The sequence below is a fragment of the Streptomyces sp. NBC_00820 genome, from assembly GCF_036347055.1.
Classification (GTDB): domain Bacteria; phylum Actinomycetota; class Actinomycetes; order Streptomycetales; family Streptomycetaceae; genus Streptomyces.
In genome coordinates, this window is sequence record NZ_CP108882.1 from 5,677,814 (window position 1) to 5,696,157 (window position 18,344).

Below are 18,344 nucleotides of genomic sequence, written 5' to 3' on the forward strand. Positions count from 1 at the left end.
ACTTTCTCAGGCCTGAACCGCAAAGCGCCGGGTGAGCTGTCTCAGCTCACCCGGCGCTTTGTCGTGCGTGTCAGCTGCCGTCGGTCTCGATCTTCCGCAGCGTCACCGCCGCCCCCACCGCGGCCGACGCCAGCAGCACCCCTCCGGCGATCGCCGCCCCGTGCATCCCACTGGTGAACGCCTCCCGTGCCGAGGCCAGCAGCGCCTGACCGGTACTGCCGGGGAGGTGGGCGGCTGTCGCGAGGGCGCCGCCCAGGGTTTCACGCGCCGTGGCCGGGGCCGAGGCGGGCATCCCGTGGCGGTAGACGGCCGTACCGACGGAGCCGAGGACCGCCATGCCGAGCGCGCCGCCGAACTCCGTGCCGGTCTCCAGGAGCGAGGAGGCCGTGCCCGCGCGCTCCACGGGTGCCGTGCTCATCGCGAGGTCGGTCAGCTGGGACATCACCATGACGACCCCGCAGGCGAGGACACCGGCGGCGGCCAGGACCAGCCAGAGGGAGTCGGTGCCGGTGAGCGCGAGGAGCGCGTACCCGGCGGCGGAGACGGCGAAGCCGGTGGCGACGACGTGACCGCGGTTCGCGCCACGGGCGACGAGCGCTCCGGTGACCGGGCCGGCGACGCCGATGAGCACCGACGGGAGCAGACTCCACAGCGCGGCCTGCAGCGGGCTCTTGCCGAGGACCGACTGCAGGTACTGCGTGGTGAAGATGGCCGAGCCCATCATGCCGAACGCCGAGACCAGGGTCAGCACCAGCGCCGGGGTGAAGCCGCGGCCGCGCAGCAGGGCCGGCGGGATCAGCGGGGAGGCGGCGGTGCGCTGGCGGTGGACGAAGAGCGCGGCGAAGAGCAGACCGGTCGTCAGTGAGGCGACGTAGCCCGGGTGCCAGCCCTCGGAGGGGATCTCCTTCAGGCCGTAGACCACGGGGAGCACGGCGGCCATCGACAGCGGCACGCTCGGCCAGTCGAAGCGGCCGGGGGAGGGGTTCTTCGACTCGGGGAGGAGGAAGGGGCCGAGGACCAGCAGCAGGGCCATCGCGGGGAGGTTGACCAGGAAGACCGAGCCCCACCAGAAGTGCTCGACCAGGACGCCGCTCATCACCGAGCCGAGCGCGATGCCGCCCGTCATCACCCCGGACCACAGCCCGATCGCCTTCGCCCGCTGGCCGGGGTCGGTGAACATCGTGCGCAGCAGGGCCATCGTCGACGGCATCAGGGTCGCGCCGCCGATGCCGAGGATCGCGCGGGCCGCGATCAGGGTCCCGGCGCTGTCCGCGTAAGCCGCCAGGACCGAGGCGGCGCTGAAGGCCGCGGCGCCCATGAGCAGCAGCCTGCGGCGGCCGATCCGGTCGCCGAGCGAGCCCATCGTCATCAGCAGGCCGGCCAGGACGAAGCCGTAGATGTCGAAGATCCACAGCTGCTGGGTGCCGCTGGGGCGCAGGTCGGCGCTGATCGCGGGGGACGCGAAGTACAGGACGGAGACGTCCATCGAGACCAGCAGCAGCGGGAGCATCAGCACACCGAGAGCGGTCCATTCACGGCGGCCGGCGCGGACGGGGGCGCCGACGGCGCCCGTCGGGACGTTCGTGCTCGTCGAGTTCGTCATGGCGAGGACTGTACGGGCGTCTTAAACGCTTGTCTAGAACTAATGTATAAGTCACCCGTCTAGGACGGGTGTATGGATCGGCGGTAGGCTGGCCGGTATGGGACACCGTGAGGATCTGCTCGAAGGCGCCAAGCGCTGCCTGCTTCAGAAGGGCTTCGCGCGGACGACCGCGCGCGACATCGTGAAGGAGTCCGGGACCAATCTGGCCTCGATCGGCTACCACTACGGCTCGAAGGACGCGCTGCTCGCGCAGGCGTACGTGGCACTGGTGGAGAACGTGTCCGACGACTTCGACGGGGACGGTCCGCAGGCCGAGGGTGTCCCCGGTTCGCTGGAGCGCTTCCGGTGGGTGTGGTCGAACATCGTCGCCACCATGCGGGAGCCCGGCTCGGTGTGGCGGCTGAGCATGGAGGTCATGACCCTCGAACTGCCCGAGGTGCGCGAGCACCTGGCCCGCGCGCAGCGGGAGGGCGGGCGCGGGCTGGTGGCGCTGCTGATGGGCGTGCCCGAGGAGGAGGTCTCCGACGAGAGGGCGGACACGCTCGGCCGCTTCTACCTCACGCTGATGACCGGCCTCATCGCCCAGTGGTCGTTCGATCCGAAGACGGCGCCCGACGGGGACGCGCTCACCGAAGGGCTGCGCCAGATCATCGAGGCCGCCGCGAAGAGCTGACCCCTCAGGCCAGTCGCGCCCGCTTCAGTGCCATGTGCAGCAGCAGCCGGTCCTCGCCGTCGTCCAGGTCGAGGCCCGTGAGCTGTTCCACCCGGGACAGCCGGTAGTACAGCGTCTGGCGGTGGATGCCCAGCTCGGCGGCCGTGCGGCCGGCCTGGCCCGCGCAGTCCAGGTAGACCTCGGCGGTGCGGGCCAGTTCCTGGTGGGCGGGCGTCAGGAGCGGGCCGGCCGCCGGGTCGTGGGCGGACTCCGGCGGCAGGGCGGTCAGCAGCCGGTACGGGCCGATGTGCCCCCACTCGGCGACGGGGCCGAGCCGCGATTCGGCCAGCGCGGCGCGCGCGGCGGCGGTGGCCTCCTGCCAGACCGCGCCCAGTTCGACGAGGCCGACGCGGGGTTCGCCGACCCCGGCGGCCGCGCCTTTCGTGCGGTGTGCTCCCTCCGCCTCCTTGAGCAGGCGTGCCGCGGTCGTCAGCGCCGGTGTCCGCACGTCCGTCGAGCGGAGCCGCACCAGCACCGCCAGGCTCTGGGCCGTGGTCCTCCAGGGGACCGTGCACAGGGCCGTGGCGTGCGGGACCGTGCGCGTGGACGGGGCGTCGTCCGGGTCGGCCGAGGGCCAGGGGGCCAGGCAGACGAGAGTGTGCGGGCCGTCGGCACGGGCGCCCAGGGCCGTACGGAGTTCCGCCACCGCCATGTCCTGCTGCCAGCCGGGTTCCGCCGTGAGCACCGCCCGCAGTTCGCGGCCGAGGCCGGCCCCGGCCCGTGCCTCGTCGGCGAGCAGCGCGCCGATCCGGCCCGCCACCTCCATGGCCGCGGCCAGCTGCGCGTCGGTCGGGCCCGGGTCGTCGTCCAGCAGCCAGACGTAGCCGAGGACGACACCCCGATGGCGTACGGGCAGGCAGACGCGCCCGCGGTAGACGCCGGCCTCCGGCGTCGGCGGGATGCGCACCGGTCCCGTCGCGCGCGTGATGCCGAACCCCTCGAACCACGCCCGCACCGTCGCCGTGGACCGCCGGGTCAGGATCGAGCGGGTGCGCACCGGGTCCAGGGCCGACGGATCCAGCTCGCCCTCGCTGTCGTACGCGCCGAAGGCGATCAGCTCGAAGTCCCGGTTCTCCAGGGTCGCGGGTGCGCCCAGCAGCTCCGAGATCTCGTCCACCAGCTCCTGGTAGTCACCCTTGAATTCCGACGTCACCCGGGCATTCTGCCGCATTTCCTAGCGGCCTTCATACATCTGTCTGAGATCCCGGCAACGGATGCGTGACAGCTGTCGATGGCCGACCATCGGAGAGATCCTTAGGTTTCACGGTGGTTCTCCGTGCCGTCTCCGAATCGTCGGATGCCGGCCGTTTTCGGTGCTTTTGTTTGTGGAGGTGCCCCGTGCTGGGTCCCGTGATTCTCGCCGCGTCGCGCAGCGACCGGATGCGTCGCCTGATCTCGGCGGCCCCGGTGACCAAGCAGGTCGTCGACCGCTTCATCCCCGGCGAGACCGTGGACGACATCGTCCCGATCATCAAGGACCTCACGGCCAAGGGCCTTGAGCTGACGATGGACGTCGTCGGCGAGGACATCACCACGCCCGAGCAGTCCTACGCCGCCCGGGACGCCTACCTGGCCCTGATCGACCACCTCAAGCTCCTGGGGCTGGGGGAGAAGGTCGAGATGAGCGTCAAGCTCTCCATGTTCGGCCAGGCGCTGGAAGGCGGCCACGAGCTGGCCCTCGCCAACGTCCGCCCGGTCGTCGAGGCCGCCGCCGCCATCGGCACCACCGTGACCCTGGACGCCGAGGACCACACCACCCTCGACTCGATGTTCGCCATCCACGAGGAGCTGCGGAAGGACTTCCCGCAGACCGGCTGCGTCATCCAGGCCTACCTGTTCCGCACCGAGGCCGACGCCCGCCGCCTCGCCGCGGCCGGCAGCCGGGTGCGCCTGGTGAAGGGCGCCTACAAGGAGCCCGCCGAGGTCGCCTACCAGCAGAAGCACGAGATCGACAAGGCCTACGTGCGTATCCTGAAGACGCTGATGAACGGCGAGGGCTACCCGATGATCGGGTCCCACGACCCGCGCCTGATCGCCATCGCCCAGGAGCTCGCGCACAAGGCCGGCCGTAAGCTCGACGAGTACGAGTTCCAGATGCTCTACGGCATCCGCGGCGAGGAGCACCTGCGGCTGGCCGCCGAGGGCCACCGGATGCGTGTGTACACCGCCTACGGCACCGACTGGTACGGCTACTTCATGCGCCGCCTGGCCGAGAAGCCGGCGAACCTGCAGTTCTTCCTGCGGAGCATGATCAGTCGTGGCTGAGGCAACCGGGCTGTGCCGCGGCGTCGGCCGGGGGTCCGGGGGTTGTCCCCCGGGAAAGCACAGCATGCGCCGCCTCGCCGAGAAGCCGGCGAACCTGCAGTTCTTCGTACGCAGCATGATCACCAAGGGCTGAGCCCGACACCCGCTCACGATAAAGGAGTTACGGATCATATGGACGCTGTGACCCAGGTCCCCACCCCCGTCAACGAGCCGGTGCACGGCTACGCCCCCGGCACGCCCGAGCGCGCCCGCCTGGAGGCCAAGCTGAAGGAGCTGGCCGAGAACCCGATCGACCTGCCGATGACCATCGGCGGCGAGAAGCGGATGGGCGGCGGCGAGGCCTTCCAGGTCGTCCAGCCGCACAACCACAAGGCCGTCATCGGCACCTTCCGCGGTGCCACCCAGCAGGACGCGCAGGACGCGATCGACGCCGCGCTCGCCGCCGCCCCGGCCTGGCGCGCGATGTCCTTCGACGACCGCGCCGCGATCATCCTGCGTGCCGCCGAGCTGCTGGCGGGCCCCTGGCGCGAGACGCTGGCCGCCTCCACCATGCTGGGCCAGTCGAAGACCGCGCAGCAGGCCGAGATCGACACCCCCTGCGAGCTCGTCGACTTCTGGCGCTTCAACGTCCACTACGCCCGCCAGATCCTCGCCGAGCAGCCGCCGGCGAACTCCCCGGGCGTGTGGAACCGCATGGACCACCGCCCGCTGGAGGGCTTCGTCTACGCGATCACCCCCTTCAACTTCACCGCCATCGCGGGCAACCTGCCGACCGCCCCGGCGCTGATGGGCAACGTCGTCGTCTGGAAGCCGTCCCCGACGCAGACCCACGCCGCCGTGCTGCTGATGCAGCTCCTGGAGGAGGCCGGGCTGCCCAAGGGCGTCATCAACCTGGTGACGGGCGACGGCATCGCCGTCTCCGAGGTGGCCCTCAACCACAAGATGCTGGCCGGCATCCACTTCACCGGCTCGACCAAGACCTTCCAGCACCTGTGGAAGACGGTCGGCAACAACATCGAGAAGTACCGCTCCTACCCGCGCATCGTCGGTGAGACGGGCGGCAAGGACTTCGTCGTCGCCCACCCGAGCGCCGACCGCGCCGTGCTGAAGACCGCGCTGACCCGCGGCTCCTTCGAGTTCCAGGGCCAGAAGTGCTCCGCGTCCTCGCGTGCGTACGTCCCGGCCTCCATCTGGAACTCGGGCTTCAAGGAGGAGTTCGCGGCCGAGGTCGACGGCATCAAGATGGGTGACGTCACCGACCTGACGAACTTCATCGGCGCCGTGATCGACGAGCGTTCCTTCGCCAAGAACAAGGCCGCGATCGACCGCGCGAAGTCCGACCCGAGCTGCACGATCGTCGCAGGCGGCACGTACGACGACTCGGTGGGCTACTTCGTCCGCCCGACCGTCATCGAGTGCACCGACCCGGAGAACGAGGTCTTCACGACCGAGTACTTCGGCCCGATCCTCGCCGTGCACGTCTACGACGACAGCTCGGCCGAGAAGTACGACGAGATGCTGGACCAGATGGAGTCCGTCTCCGACTACGCCCTCACCGGCTCGGTCATCTCGGGCGACCGCGCCGCGGCCGCCCACACGATGGCGAAGCTCCGCTACGCGGCGGGCAACTTCTACATCAACGACAAGTCGACCGGCGCCGTCGTCGGCCAGCAGCCCTTCGGCGGCGGTCGCGCCTCCGGCACCAACGACAAGGCCGGTGCCCCGCAGAACCTGATGCGCTGGACCCTGACCCGCGCCATCAAGGAGACGCTGGTCCCGCCGACCGAGTACGGCTACCCGCACATGGGCTGACCAGCCCCGTGAACGCGGGCCGGGAAGCCTGAACTCCCCCGAACAGGCTTCCCGGCCCGTTCCCTTTTTCCGGACGTCTCCCGGACGTCTCCCGGACTTTTCCCGGGGCATCCCCGGATATTTCCCCGGACATTCCCCGGGCGTCACACTGGACGCATGACGGTGACGACCGACGACGCGGCACGGCTGTGGGCGGTCCGGACGGCCGGTCCGGGCGACCCGCTGGTGCTGTGCCACGGCGGTCCGGGACTGTGGGACATGTTCGGCGACGTCGCCGAACTCGTCGCCGGCGCCACGTCCGCCGTCCGCTGGGACCAGCGCGGCTGCGGGCGCTCCGCGCCGTCCGACGGCCCGTGGACGAGCGAGCGCTTCGTCGCCGATCTGGACGCCGTACGACGGCACTTCGGGATGGAGCGGATGGCGCTGCTGGGCCATTCCTGGGGCGCGCAACTCGCGTTGGGCTACGCACTGGCGCACCCGGAGCGGGTGAGCACGCTGATCTACGTCTCCGGCACCGGCATCGGCCCGGACGCCGGCTGGCGCCCGGCCCACGAGGCGAACTTCGTCGCCCGGCTCGCCGACCACCCCCAACGCCTCGCCCACTGGCGGGAACTGGCCGGCGTCGCCCCCGCCGCGCGCACCCCGGACGAGGAACGGGAACTGGCCGTCCTGCGCTGGTCCGCCGAGTTCGAGGACCGGGAGCGGGCCCTGGAGCTCGCCCGGCGCATGGCCGACCCGTGGTTCGGCGTCAACACCGCCTGCAACAGGGCCCTCAACCTGGAGCGCGAGCGCACCTGGGGCACCCCCGCGCTGTACACCGCCTGCACCCGGCTCGACGTCCCCGCCCTGATCGTCGACGGGGAGCGGGACCTCCGCCCCCGCTCCGCTGTCGACTCCCTCGCCGAAGCCCTGGCCCGCGCCCGCCGGGTGAGCCTCCCGGACGCGGGCCACCTGCCGTGGGTGGAGGACCCCGGGGGATTCCGGGACGCGGTGGTGGGTGCACTCCAGGGCCTGCCGTCCGGCGCGGGCCGGCCCGGGCAGGCGGTGTTTTCCGGCCGGCTCCGGCAGGATCCGGAGGACAGGTTTTAACCTGACCGCATGACCCCGCGCCCGCGCACCGTCCACACCGCCGATCTCGATGCCGCCGAACTCCGTTCCGTGCGCGCCCTGCTGGACGCGGCGTTCGACGGCGGCTTCAGCGACGAGGACTGGGACCACGGCCTGGGCGGCCTGCACGTCCTGGTCCAGGACGACAGGGGGCCGGCCGCCCACGGCTCGGTGGTGATGCGGCGGATGCGGCACCGCGGGCGCTGGCTGCGCACCGGATACGTGGAGGCCGTCGCCGTACGGGCCGACGTGCGCCGGACCGGGCTGGGCGGGCAGGTGATGGAGGTCGTCGAAGGGATCATCGACCGGGCCTACGACCTCGGCGCACTGTCCGCGAGCGCGCAGGGCGCCGCGTTGTACGCGTCCCGGGGCTGGCAGCGGTGGGGCGGCCGGGTGCACGGCCTCTCACCCGACGGGATCGTCCGCCTGGCGGAGGAGGAGGGGGGCATCCACCTCTGGCCGGCGCGCGCCGGGAGGCCGCTCGACCCCGAGCACGAGCTGGTCCTCGACTGGCGTGACGGCGACGTCGCCTGAGGTACGTCAGTTCCTGCGGACCAGGATCTTCCCCGTGTTGCCCCCGCGCAGCATCAGCAGGAACGCCTCCACGATCCGCTCGAAACCGTCCACCACCGTCTCGTCCAGCGCGAGCGCCCCGCTGCGCAGATGCGGCACGGCGAAGTCGTACAGCTCCTTCTGCGCGTCCATGTGGTCGCGCACCAGGAAGCCCTCGATCCGCAGGCTCTTCTCCACGACGTCCGCGTGGTCGAAGCGGACCGGCGGCGCGTCCGGGGTGTTGTACTGGGCGATCGTGCCGACGCGCACCACCCGGCCCCGGTCGCGCAGGGCGCCGACCGCCGCGCCGAGGTGGTCGCCGCCGACATTGTCGACGAAGAGGTCGATTCCGGTGGGGGCGGCTTCGGTCAGGAGGTCCGCGACCGGGGCGCCGTGGTAGTCGAAGGCGGTGTCGTAACCGACCTTCTCCGTCAGGTACGTGACCTTCTCCGCCGACCCCGCGCTGCCGATCAGCCGGCCCGCGCCGAGCAGACGGGCGAAGCGGCCGGTGGCCGTGCCGACCCCGCCCGCCGCGCCGGAGACGAACACGTCCTCGCCCTCGCGCAGCCGGGCGATCCGGGTGAGGCCGACGTAGGCGGTCAGGCCCGTGCCGCCCAGCACGCCCAGGTAGGCCGAGAGCGGCACATCCGGGTGGTGGGGCAGGTGCCGCACCTCCTCGGGGCGGACCACGGAGTGGGTGCGCCAGCCATGCCGGTGGAGGACGATCTCGCCCTCGGGGAGCGCGGGTGTGCGCGAGGCGACGACCCGGCCGAGGGTGCGGCCCTCCAGCGGGGCGTTCAACTCGAACTGCCCGTCCATCATTTCGCGGTGGTACGGGTCCACCGACCAGTACAGGTTCTCCACCAGAGCCGTGCCGGGGGCCGGTTCGGGGACGGGGGACTCGGCGAAGCGGAAGTGGCCGGCGGTCGGGAGGCCGGTCGGGCGGGCGGTCTGCTGCACGGTGAGCGCGGTCTCGGTCATGGCAGGGACCGTACGGAGGAATGCCCGGACCGGGCAGGGGGTTGGGCTCATGCAACGCGGTGATCCATGAGCCGTCCTCATAGCAGCAGGTGGGAGTCCCCCGTGACCGCAGCCGACCTTGCCCCGCAGGAGCTGAGAATCCTCGTCGCAGTGGCCGACGAGGGCGGGTTCTCCGCCGCGGCCGGCCTCCTGGGGACCACCCAGTCCGCCGTCTCCCACGCCGTGCGCGGAGTCGAACGCAAGCTGGGTGCCGTGCTCTTCGAGCGCGGCCGGTTCGGCGCCCGGCCGACGCCGGCGGGGGAGCGGGCGGTTGCCCACGCGCGGCGCGTGCTGCGGATGCTCCAGGCGCTGGCCGCCGATGTCCGGGGCGCGGACACCGGCCAGGTCGCCGGACCGCTGCGCGTCGCCGCCTTCCGCAGCGCGGCCCTGTCCCTGCTGCCGCCCGCCCTGGAACGGCTCACCGCACGGCATCCGGATGTCGAGGTGAGTGTGAGCGTCGTACGGGAACTGGGCGCCGGCACCGCGGGAGAGGTCGCGCGGGGGCGGGCCGACCTCGGGATCGCCACCCTCGCCGACGGCGCGCCCCTGCCCGCCGGGCTGGTCGGGGACGTGCTGATGGAGGAGCCGTACGCCCTGGTGCACCCCGCCGGACACCCCGAACCGCGCCGACTGCCCCTGGTGGACTGGGCGGAGAACTGCGGCTCGTACACCCGGGACTGGTGGGCGGCCCAGGAGTGGATCCCGGCCGCGACCGTGACCGCCGAGGACGACGGCGCGGTGCTGGCGATGGTGGGCAGCGGCCTCGGCATGGCGATCATGCCCGCGCTCTCCCTCGCCGCCGCGCTCTCCTGCGTGCAGATCACCGACCTGGGGCCGCTGAGCCCGCACCGGTCCGTCGGGTACGTGACCACGCCCGAGCTGGCCGCCACCGGTGCCGTGCGCGCGCTCGTCCGTGAGCTGCGCGCCCTCCACCTTCGTACGGCCCCCCCTGCTCCGCTCTGGAAAGGCGCAGGTCACGGCGGTGTGATCCGGTCCGTCGTCTCAGATACTAGGACGTCCGAGTAACTATGCAGACAGATACGTTCGGCTCCCTTAGCGTGGAAGGAGCCGAACGACTCGCTCGATCCAGCGAATGGCGGTCGTGATCCGAGCCCTGCGCAGGCAATCCCTGCGGGCCGGTCCGCCGTATCTGGGGGTACTCCCGCGCCCATTAGGCAGCGGAGGAGTCTCGCAACCCGCCCCAGCCGTGCTCCAGGTTTCCGAAGGAGTCGAATTCCCATGGCCGAGACGACCAGCCGCCGCCGAGTCCGCCACGTGTCCCGCACGAACGAGACCGACCGCAAGAGCGCCGCCGCCGCCCTTCAGCGCGCCCTCGACCGCCGTGACAACGGCGGCTCCACCGGGCACTGAGCCGGGGCCGGGAGCCGCACCACCCGCCGGTGGGCAGGACGCGCTGTCCTGCCCACAGGACCGGCTCACCCGCCGCGCCGCACCCCGAAGCGGTCGACGCAGCGGCCGTGCGGGTGAACGCCGGGCGACGGGCTGCCGCCGACACACCGGGTGTCCGCATGCCGGACTCCCCATGTCATTCCCTGGGATGCGGAGTACGGTGCTGGCATGTCGCGCAGCATCAATCTCGCAGTGATCCCCGGTGACGGCATCGGCCAGGAGGTCGTGGCCGAGGGTCTCAAGGTCCTCTCCGCCGTCCTGCCGCAGGACGTGAAGCTGGAGACCAAGGAGTACGACTTCGGTGCCAGGCGGTACCGCGCCACCGGTGAGACCCTCACCGACGCCGACCTCGACGCCCTGAAGCGGCACGACGCCATCCTGCTCGGCGCGATCGGCGACCCCGGCGTCCCCTCCGGCGTCCTGGAGCGCGGCTTCCTGCTCAAGCTCCGCTTCGCCTTCGACCACCACGTCAACCTCCGTCCCTCGAAGCTGCTCCCCGGCGTCGCCACCCCGCTCGCCGGCCAGCCGGAGATCGACTTCGTCGTCGTCCGCGAGGGCACCGAGGGCCCCTACACGGGCAACGGCGGCACCATCCGCAAGGGCACCGAGCACGAGGTCGCCACCGAGGTCTCCGTCAACACCGCCTTCGGTGTGGAGCGCGTGGTCCGCGACGCCTTCGAGCGCGCCCAGGCCCGCCCCCGCAAGAAGCTCACGCTGGTCCACAAGAACAACGTGCTGACCTTCGCCGGGCACCTGTGGACGGACGTCTTCAACCGGGTGGCCGAGGAGTACCCCGAGGTCACCACCGACTACGTCCACGTCGACGCGGCCACCATCTTCCTGGTCACCCAGCCCGAGCGGTTCGACGTGATCGTCACCGACAACCTCTTCGGCGACATCATCACCGACCTCGCCGCGGCCGTCTCCGGCGGCATCGGCGTGGCCGCCTCCGGCAACATCAACCCCAGCCGCGCGTTCCCGTCCATGTTCGAGCCGGTCCACGGCTCCGCCCCGGACATCGCCGGCCAGGGCAAGGCCGACCCCACCGCCACGGTCCTGTCCGTCGCCCTGCTGCTGCGCCACCTCGGCCACGACGCCGAGGCGGACCGGATCGACGCCGCGGTCGCCGCCGACCTCACCGAACGGGCCGGCAAGCCGGCCCGTTCCACCTCCGAGATCGGCGACGCCCTCGCCGTACGCGTAGCCGGCTGACCCCGCGCTGCCTGCAAAGCCGCCGGGTCGCACCGCACCCGGCGGCTTTTCCTGTGCGGCCGCCGGGTGTCACCATCGAACCCGGGGCCGCATTCACCCCGATTCCTTCCATCGCCACCCGCGCGCGATAATCGAACGCGGAGCCGCGATATGGGGAATGCTCGGACGTCCTCACTCCGGCCACGGGCCGTGCGGGCGTGAGCGCGGCCCGTCACCACAACCGGTGCTGCATCTTCCGGGGACACCCCCGGACCCCGGCCGAAAGACCGGAGCTGGCTCCGCCCACAGAGGAAGCGAAGGACTCCCCGTCATGACGACGCCCACGATCGAGCTCAAGCCCTCCGCCCACCCGCTCGCCGCCGCGGAGCGGGAGGCGATCCTGGCCAACCCCGGATTCGGCCGCCACTTCACCGACCACATGGTGACGATCAAGTGGACCGAGGGCCGCGGCTGGCACGACGGTCAGCTCGTTCCGTACGCGCCGATCCCGATGGACCCGGCCACCAACGTCCTGCACTACGCGCAGGAGATCTTCGAGGGCCTGAAGGCCTACCGCCGGCCCGACGGCTCGGTCGCCACCTTCCGCCCCGACCAGAACGCCAGGCGTTTCCAGCGCTCCGCCAAGCGCCTGGCCATGCCCGAGCTTCCGGTCGAGACGTTCATCGAGGCCTGCGACCTGCTGGTGCAGCAGGACAAGGACTGGGTGCCCGCGCACGGTGGCGAGGAGTCCCTCTACCTGCGCCCCTTCATGATCGGCACCGAGGTCGGCCTGGGCGTCAAGCCGTCCAACGAGTACCTCTTCATCGTCATCGCCTCCCCGGCCGGCGCCTACTTCCCGGGCGGCGTGAAGCCGGTCTCCATCTGGGTCTCCGAGGACCGCGTCCGCGCCGTCCCCGGCGGCATGGGCGACGCCAAGACCGGCGGCAACTACGCCGCCTCGCTGCTCGCGCAGGCCGAGGCCGCCGTCAAGGGCTGCGACCAGGTCTGCTACCTCGACGCCGTCGAGCACAAGTGGGTCGAGGAACTGGGCGGCATGAACCTGTACTTCGTGTACGGGGCTGCGTCCAATGAAAAGCCGGTGATCGTCACGCCCACGCTGACCGGCTCCATCCTGGAGGGCGTCACCCGCGACTCCCTGCTGGCCGTCGCCCGTGACCTCGGCTACCAGGCCGAGGAGGGCCGCGTCTCGGCCGACCAGTGGCAGCGCGACTCCGAGAACGGCACCCTCACCGAGGTCTTCGCCTGCGGCACCGCCGCCGTGATCACCCCGGTCGGCACCGTGAAGCGGGACGGCGTCGAGTGGAAGCAGAGCGGCGGTGAGCCCGGCGAGGTCACCATGCGCCTGCGCCGCGCCCTCCTCGACATCCAGCGCGGCACCGCCGAGGACAAGCACGGCTGGATGCACGAGCTGGGCTGACCCCCACCCGGCTCCCACCGCACAGGGCCGCCCCGGACACCGCGTCCGGGGCGGCCCTGCCGCGTCCCGGGGCGCCGATCGATTTGAGCAACACTCAAACAAGCGTGCGGGGGTGACGTCGACGACCCTTCTGTTCGTCGAAGGCCCCTTCTGTTTCGCGGATACGACGTTTAGAGTGACGCTCTAAACGTATGTGAGGCAAAGAGGTGCCGCGTCGTGCGACTGACCCCCACCGAACGTGACCGGCTGCTGCTCTTCGGGGCCGCCGAGCTGGCCCGGGCCCGCCGGGCGCGCGGCCTCAGGCTGAACGTGCCGGAGGCGACCGCGCTGATCGCGGACACCGTCTGCGAGGCCGCCCGGGACGGCCGGCGGCTCGCGGAGGCCATCGAGGCGGCTCGCTCGGTCCTCGGCCCGGACGACGTGCTGCCGGGGGTCGCCGACGTGGTCACCGAGGTGCACGTCGAGGCCGTCTTCGACGATGGCTCCCGGCTCGCGGTGGTCGCCGACCCCATCGGAGGCGGCCTCGGTGACCGGGCACCGGGCGCGCTGCTGCCCGGCCCGGAGCACGCCGACCCCGCGCCCGTCCGCCGGCTCACGGTCACCAACACCGCCGCCGTGCCCGTCTCCGTCACCTCCCACTTCCACTTCTTCGAGGCCAACCCGCGGCTCGACTTCCCCCGCGAGCGCGCCTACGGCATGCGGCTGGCCGTACCCGCCGGATCCTCGGTGCGGTTCGGGCCGGGTGAGAGCGCCGAGGTCGGCCTCGTACCGATCGGCGGCGAGCGGATCGCCATCGGCTTCGCCGGCCTGGTCGACGGACCGCTGGACGCGCCGGGAGCCCGGGAGGAGGCCCTGCGCAGGGCCGCCGCGTGCGGATACCTGGGGGCCGGAGACCCGGGGCCCGGACATCCGGGTGCCGGACGCCCGGCGGTTGACGGCCTGGCGGCCGATGACCCCATGGCCGATGATCTGGCGGCTGAAGGCCTGGAGGGCGAGGGCCGGTGAATCCGTACGAGTACGCCGCCACCCACGGCCCCCGCGCCGGCGACCGCGTCAGGCTCGGCGACTCGGGGCTGGTGATCCGCGTCGAGTCCGACGCGCAGAAGCACGGCGACGAGTTCCTGGCCGGCTTCGGCAAGACCGCCCGCGACGGACTGCACCTCAAGGCCGCCGCCGTCCGCGACACCTGCGACGTCGTGATCAGCAACGTCGTCGTGATCGACGCCGTCCAGGGCATCCGCAAGGTGTCCATCGGCATCCGCGAGGGCCGCGTCCACGCGATCGGCCGGGCCGGCAATCCCGACACCCTGGACGGGGTGGACGTCGTCGTCGGCACCGGCACCTCGATCGTCTCCGGCGAGGGGCTCATCGCCACCGCCGGGGCCGTCGACACCCATGTGCACCTGCTGTCGCCGCGCATCATGGAGGCCTCCCTCGCCTCCGGGGTGACCACGATCATCGGGCAGGAGTTCGGCCCGGTGTGGGGCGTCGGCGTCAACTCCCCCTGGGCGCTCAGGCACACCTTCAACGCCTTCGACGCCTGGCCGGTCAACATCGGCTTCCTGGGCCGGGGTTCGTCCTCCTCGCCGGCCCCGCTGGTCGAGGCGCTGGCCGAGGGCGGCGCCTGCGGGTTCAAGGTGCACGAGGACATGGGCGCCCACACCCGCGCCCTGGACACCGCGCTGCGGGTCGCCGACGAGCACGACGTCCAAGTGGCCCTGCACAGCGACGGGTTGAACGAGTGCCTGTCTGTCGAGGACACCCTGAGCGTCCTCGACGGCCGCACGATCCACGCCTTCCACATCGAGGGCTGCGGCGGCGGTCACGTGCCCAACGTGCTGAAGATGGCCGGCGTCCCGAACGTCATCGGCTCCTCCACCAACCCCACCCTGCCCTTCGGCCGGGACGCGGTCGCCGAGCACTACGGCATGATCGTCTCCGTCCACGACCTCAAGACCGACCTGCCCGGCGACGCCGCCATGGCCCGCGACCGCATCCGGGCCGGCACCATGGGCGCCGAGGACGTGCTGCACGACCTCGGAGCCATCGGCATCACCTCCTCCGACGCCCAGGGCATGGGCCGCGCGGGCGAGACGGTCCGCCGTACGTTCGCCATGGCGGGCAAGATGAAGGCCGAGCTGGGCCCGCTGGAGGGCGACGGCGAGGGCGACGACAACGCCCGCGTCCTGCGCTACATCGCCAAGCTGACCATCAACCCGGCCATCGCGCACGGCCTCTCCCACGAGGTCGGCTCGATCGAGACCGGCAAGCTCGCCGACATCGTGCTGTGGCGCCCGGAGTACTTCGGCGCCAAACCGCAGCTCGTCCTCAAGGCCGGCTTCCCGGCGTACGGCGTGACCGGCGACCCCAACGCCGCCACCGACACCTGCGAACCCCTCGTGCTGGGACCGCAGTTCGGCGCGTACGGGGCCACGCCCGCCGACCTCTCCGTCGCGTTCGTCGCCCGCGCCGCCCTCGACCAGGGCCACGACACCCTGCCCACCCGGCGCCGCCGGGTCGCCGTGCGCGGCACTCGCGGCATCGGCCCCGCCGACCTGCGGCTGAACGCCCGCACCGGCGCGGTCGACGTCGACCAGCGCACCGGCCTGGTCACCCTCGACGGCGACCCGCTGCGCTCCGCGCCCGCCGACTCCGTCGCCCTCAACCGCCTCTACTTCCTCTAGGGAGCCACGACATGACCACCCCGGCAGCCGACGGCTTCCGCATGCCCGCCGAATGGACCCCGCACGAGCGGACCTGGATGGCGTGGCCCGGCCCCAACCCCACCTTCGCCGACCCCGACGGCCTCGCCGCCGCCCGCCGCGCCTGGGCCTCGGTAGCCCGAGCCGTCCGCCGCTTCGAGCCGGTCACGGTCGTGTGCGGACCTGGGCAGTCGGCGGAGGCGGGCCGGCTGCTCGGGCCCGGCGTCGACACCGTCGAACGCGCCCTGGACGACGCCTGGATGCGCGACATCGGCCCCACCTTCCTCACCGACGGCAAGGGCGGACTGGCCGCGGTGGACTGGACGTTCAACGGCTGGGGCGCCCAGGAGTGGGCGCGCTGGGAGCACGACGCCGAGATCGCCGGGTACGTCGCCGGCCTCGCGGGCGCGAGGACGTACGCCTCGAAGCTGGTCAACGAGGGCGGCGCGATCCACGTCGACGGCGAGGGCACCGTCCTGCTGACCGAGACGGTCCAGCTCGGCCCCGAGCGCAACCCGCACCGGACGAGGCAGGAGGTCGAGGCGGAGATCCACGCCCACCTCGGCACCCGCAAGGCGCTCTGGCTGCCGCGCGGCCTCACCGCCGACTACCCTCCGCACGGCTTCGGCACCCTCGGACACGTCGACATCGTCGCCGCCTTCGCCGGCCCCGGCGTCGTCGTCGCCCACCACCAGCCGGACCCGGCCCACCCCGACCACGAGATCACCCGGGAGGTCATCGGCATCCTCCGGTCGGCGACCGACGCCCAGGGCCGCCCCCTGGAGGTCGTGGAGGTGCCCGCCCCCACCGTCCTGGAGGCCGACGGCCACTGGGCCGACTACTCCTACATCAACCACTACCTCTGCAACGACGGCGTCGTCCTCTGCGCCTTCGACGACCCGCGCGACGAGACCGCCGCCGCGATCTTCCGCAGGCTCTTCCCCCGGCGCACGGTCACCCTGGTGGACGCCCGCCCCGTCTTCGCGGCCGGCGGCGGCATCCACTGCGTCACGCAGCAGCAGCCGAGGGTCCGGTGACGGCGCACGGCACCGCGGTGACGGCCGGCGTCGGGTACAACGTACGAGTGAACGTACTGGTCTGTGCCGCCTGCGGCCACCACCTCACCGAGCCGCTGCGCCCCCTGCCCGAGCTGCCGCCGCGCCCGGCGGACGGGCTGACGGTCGACGTGCCGGTGGCCCCCGACGGGCTGACGGTCGACGTGCCGGTGGACCCCGACGGACCGGCGGACGACGTGCCGGTGGCCCCCGACGGCGCGTCGCACGCCCCTTCCACCGTGCCGCGCGGCGCCTACGCAGTGGACCCCGAGCCGTGCGGCGCTCCCTTCGTGCCGTACCCGGATCCGGAGCGGGTGGAGTCCGCGGTTCCCGGTGGGCGCGGGGGCGCCCCCGACGGCCCAGGCCGTCTCGTGTCCGCCGGGCCCCGCGACACCCTGGTCGTGCACCCCGAGGACAGCGCGGCGTTCCTGGCACGCGACCCCGCCTCCCGGGGGACGGGGTGCTGCGGCGAATCCGGAACGGAGGGGCCGAACAGGGTGTGCGGCGGGTGCGGTGCCCCGGTGGCGACGCTCTTCAGCGAGTGCTACGGCCCCTACGAGATCCACTTCCTGCCCGACGCCGTACGGACGGTCCCCGCATGAGCCCGACCTCGTCCCCCCGCCGCCGCACCCCCGCCCCGCCCCGCGAGGAGGTCCTCGCCGCCGCGATGGACATGATCGCCGAGCGCGGTCTGGAGAAGCTGACCATGGCGGGGCTGGGCCGTGAGGTGGGGATGAGCAGCGGGCATCTGCTCTACTACTTCCGCTCCAAGGACGAACTCCTGCTCCAGGCCCTGGAGTGGAGCGAGGGCCGGCTGGGCGCGGAGCGGGGCCGCCTGCTGGCGCGGGCGGGCAGCGCGCGCGAGCGGCTGGCGGCGTACGTCGACCTGTACGTCCCCGACGGCCACGGCGACCCGCACTGGACGCTGTGGCTGGAGGTGTGGAACCGCTCGCGCGAGGCCGGTGACGACGCCCGCGAGCGGCAGGCCGCCATCGAGGGCGCCTGGCACCGCGACCTCGTCGCCCTGATCGCCGAGGGCGTCTCGCGCGGCGAGTTCCGCGTCGTCGACGCCGACCGCTTCGCCACCCGGCTGCGCGCGCTCCTCGACGGCTTCTCCATCCACGTGGCCGTCGGCCTGCGCGGCACGGACCAGGAACGGGTGACGGCCCACGTGCGGGAGTTCCTCGCCGACGCGCTGTTCACGCCGGACGCCTGAACCCCGCGCCCCGGCTGGAGGGTCCAGGGCCCCCTCCCGTCCCTCCCGTCCACCGGGTGGGTCGCCCGAGCCCGCATCCTGAGACGGACAGTGAGGTGAAGGGCACTCTGTGCCAGACTGCCCTTCGTGCTCTCGTTCGCCATGATTATGGGCAGCAGGCGCGCCGGTCCGCAGTGACCACCTCGCACGACCAGGTGCGGGTGGCACCGTCGTCCTCGACCCGCGCGCAGACCTCTCGCACCCGCGAGGGGTTTTTCGTTT

General features: G+C 72.3%; 18 protein-coding genes. 15 read left to right on the forward strand and 3 right to left on the reverse strand.

What is annotated here, in order from left to right:
- Window positions 1-70: 70 nt before the first annotated feature.
- Complete coding sequence (locus tag OIB37_RS25745; protein WP_330459975.1) at window positions 71-1,603, reverse strand: MFS transporter; 1,533 nt, start codon at window positions 1,601-1,603, stop codon at window positions 71-73.
- A gap of 97 nt (window positions 1,604-1,700) precedes the next feature.
- On the opposite strand from OIB37_RS25745, the gene OIB37_RS25750 reads away from it, so the two are divergent.
- Window positions 1,701-2,276 carry a TetR/AcrR family transcriptional regulator gene (locus tag OIB37_RS25750; RefSeq protein WP_330459976.1) on the forward strand — a complete coding sequence of 192 codons (576 nt, stop codon included), beginning with the start codon at window positions 1,701-1,703 and terminating at the stop codon, window positions 2,274-2,276.
- A gap of 4 nt (window positions 2,277-2,280) precedes the next feature.
- Here OIB37_RS25750 and OIB37_RS25755 read toward each other — a convergent pair whose 3' ends face one another.
- Entirely contained in the window at window positions 2,281-3,486 is a 1,206-nt protein-coding gene (locus tag OIB37_RS25755; protein ID WP_330459977.1) for a PucR family transcriptional regulator, read from the reverse strand.
- A gap of 167 nt (window positions 3,487-3,653) precedes the next feature.
- Between OIB37_RS25755 and OIB37_RS25760 the strand changes: the two genes are divergently transcribed.
- The 5 genes from OIB37_RS25760 (at window position 3,654) to OIB37_RS25780 (ending at window position 8,033) form a co-directional block, all read left to right on the forward strand.
- The gene (locus OIB37_RS25760; protein ID WP_330459978.1) at window positions 3,654-4,580 is read left to right on the forward strand and encodes a proline dehydrogenase family protein; all 927 of its coding nucleotides are present in this window, start codon (window positions 3,654-3,656) and stop codon (window positions 4,578-4,580) included.
- Window positions 4,573-4,713, forward strand: coding sequence for a hypothetical protein (locus OIB37_RS25765; protein ID WP_330459979.1), 141 nt, complete (start codon window positions 4,573-4,575; stop codon window positions 4,711-4,713). The genes OIB37_RS25760 and OIB37_RS25765 overlap by 8 nt, the downstream gene beginning before the upstream one ends.
- A 38-nt stretch (window positions 4,714-4,751) precedes the next feature.
- Entirely contained in the window at window positions 4,752-6,392 is a 1,641-nt protein-coding gene (gene pruA, locus OIB37_RS25770; protein WP_330459980.1) for an L-glutamate gamma-semialdehyde dehydrogenase, read from the forward strand.
- A gap of 156 nt (window positions 6,393-6,548) precedes the next feature.
- The gene (locus tag OIB37_RS25775) at window positions 6,549-7,481 is read left to right on the forward strand and encodes an alpha/beta fold hydrolase (RefSeq protein ID WP_330459981.1); all 933 of its coding nucleotides are present in this window, start codon (window positions 6,549-6,551) and stop codon (window positions 7,479-7,481) included.
- A gap of 9 nt (window positions 7,482-7,490) precedes the next feature.
- The gene (locus tag OIB37_RS25780; protein WP_330459982.1) at window positions 7,491-8,033 is read left to right on the forward strand and encodes a GNAT family N-acetyltransferase; all 543 of its coding nucleotides are present in this window, start codon (window positions 7,491-7,493) and stop codon (window positions 8,031-8,033) included.
- Between the two features lie 6 nt (window positions 8,034-8,039).
- Here OIB37_RS25780 and OIB37_RS25785 read toward each other — a convergent pair whose 3' ends face one another.
- The gene (locus OIB37_RS25785; RefSeq protein ID WP_330459983.1) at window positions 8,040-9,032 is read right to left on the reverse strand and encodes an NADP-dependent oxidoreductase; all 993 of its coding nucleotides are present in this window, start codon (window positions 9,030-9,032) and stop codon (window positions 8,040-8,042) included.
- 102 nt (window positions 9,033-9,134) lie between these two features.
- On the opposite strand from OIB37_RS25785, the gene OIB37_RS25790 reads away from it, so the two are divergent.
- The 9 genes from OIB37_RS25790 (at window position 9,135) to OIB37_RS25830 (ending at window position 18,083) form a co-directional block, all read left to right on the forward strand.
- Window positions 9,135-10,097, forward strand: a complete 963-nt coding sequence (locus OIB37_RS25790; protein WP_330459984.1) for a LysR family transcriptional regulator — start codon at window positions 9,135-9,137, stop codon at window positions 10,095-10,097.
- A gap of 213 nt (window positions 10,098-10,310) precedes the next feature.
- The gene (locus OIB37_RS25795; protein ID WP_330459985.1) at window positions 10,311-10,442 is read left to right on the forward strand and encodes a hypothetical protein; all 132 of its coding nucleotides are present in this window, start codon (window positions 10,311-10,313) and stop codon (window positions 10,440-10,442) included.
- A gap of 207 nt (window positions 10,443-10,649) precedes the next feature.
- Window positions 10,650-11,693, forward strand: coding sequence for a 3-isopropylmalate dehydrogenase (locus OIB37_RS25800; RefSeq protein WP_330459986.1), 1,044 nt, complete (start codon window positions 10,650-10,652; stop codon window positions 11,691-11,693).
- Between the two features lie 310 nt (window positions 11,694-12,003).
- Window positions 12,004-13,110 (forward strand): branched-chain amino acid aminotransferase, encoded by a 1,107-nt coding sequence (locus OIB37_RS25805; RefSeq protein WP_330459987.1) that lies wholly within the window; start codon window positions 12,004-12,006, stop codon window positions 13,108-13,110.
- 216 nt (window positions 13,111-13,326) lie between these two features.
- Window positions 13,327-14,115 (forward strand): urease subunit gamma, encoded by a 789-nt coding sequence (gene ureA, locus OIB37_RS25810; protein WP_330459988.1) that lies wholly within the window; start codon window positions 13,327-13,329, stop codon window positions 14,113-14,115.
- Complete coding sequence (locus OIB37_RS25815) at window positions 14,112-15,794, forward strand: urease subunit alpha (RefSeq protein WP_330459989.1); 1,683 nt, start codon at window positions 14,112-14,114, stop codon at window positions 15,792-15,794. Before ureA ends, OIB37_RS25815 begins: the two co-directional genes overlap by 4 nt.
- A gap of 11 nt (window positions 15,795-15,805) precedes the next feature.
- The gene (locus tag OIB37_RS25820) at window positions 15,806-16,849 is read left to right on the forward strand and encodes an agmatine deiminase family protein (RefSeq protein ID WP_330459990.1); all 1,044 of its coding nucleotides are present in this window, start codon (window positions 15,806-15,808) and stop codon (window positions 16,847-16,849) included.
- 47 nt (window positions 16,850-16,896) lie between these two features.
- Entirely contained in the window at window positions 16,897-17,469 is a 573-nt protein-coding gene (locus OIB37_RS25825; RefSeq protein ID WP_330459991.1) for a hypothetical protein, read from the forward strand.
- Entirely contained in the window at window positions 17,466-18,083 is a 618-nt protein-coding gene (locus tag OIB37_RS25830; RefSeq protein WP_330459992.1) for a TetR/AcrR family transcriptional regulator, read from the forward strand. Before OIB37_RS25825 ends, OIB37_RS25830 begins: the two co-directional genes overlap by 4 nt.
- The last annotated feature ends 261 nt before the right edge of the window (window positions 18,084-18,344 follow it).

Excerpts from the sequence above, each read along its gene's own strand:
- OIB37_RS25820 (WP_330459990.1), top strand. The coding sequence starts at position 15,806 with ATGACCACCCCGGCAGCCGACGGCTTCCGCATGCCCGCCGAATGGACC.
- OIB37_RS25780 (WP_330459982.1), top strand. The coding sequence starts at position 7,491 with ATGACCCCGCGCCCGCGCACCGTCCACACCGCCGATCTCGATGCCGCC.
- OIB37_RS25750 (WP_330459976.1), top strand. The coding sequence starts at position 1,701 with ATGGGACACCGTGAGGATCTGCTCGAAGGCGCCAAGCGCTGCCTGCTT.
- OIB37_RS25775 (WP_330459981.1), top strand. The coding sequence starts at position 6,549 with ATGACGGTGACGACCGACGACGCGGCACGGCTGTGGGCGGTCCGGACG.
- OIB37_RS25745 (WP_330459975.1), bottom strand. The coding sequence starts at position 1,603 with ATGACGAACTCGACGAGCACGAACGTCCCGACGGGCGCCGTCGGCGCC.
- OIB37_RS25830 (WP_330459992.1), top strand. The coding sequence starts at position 17,466 with ATGAGCCCGACCTCGTCCCCCCGCCGCCGCACCCCCGCCCCGCCCCGC.
- OIB37_RS25785 (WP_330459983.1), bottom strand. The coding sequence starts at position 9,032 with ATGACCGAGACCGCGCTCACCGTGCAGCAGACCGCCCGCCCGACCGGC.
- OIB37_RS25755 (WP_330459977.1), bottom strand. The coding sequence starts at position 3,486 with ATGCGGCAGAATGCCCGGGTGACGTCGGAATTCAAGGGTGACTACCAG.
- pruA (WP_330459980.1), top strand. The coding sequence starts at position 4,752 with ATGGACGCTGTGACCCAGGTCCCCACCCCCGTCAACGAGCCGGTGCAC.
- OIB37_RS25805 (WP_330459987.1), top strand. The coding sequence starts at position 12,004 with ATGACGACGCCCACGATCGAGCTCAAGCCCTCCGCCCACCCGCTCGCC.
- OIB37_RS25795 (WP_330459985.1), top strand. The coding sequence starts at position 10,311 with ATGGCCGAGACGACCAGCCGCCGCCGAGTCCGCCACGTGTCCCGCACG.
- OIB37_RS25800 (WP_330459986.1), top strand. The coding sequence starts at position 10,650 with ATGTCGCGCAGCATCAATCTCGCAGTGATCCCCGGTGACGGCATCGGC.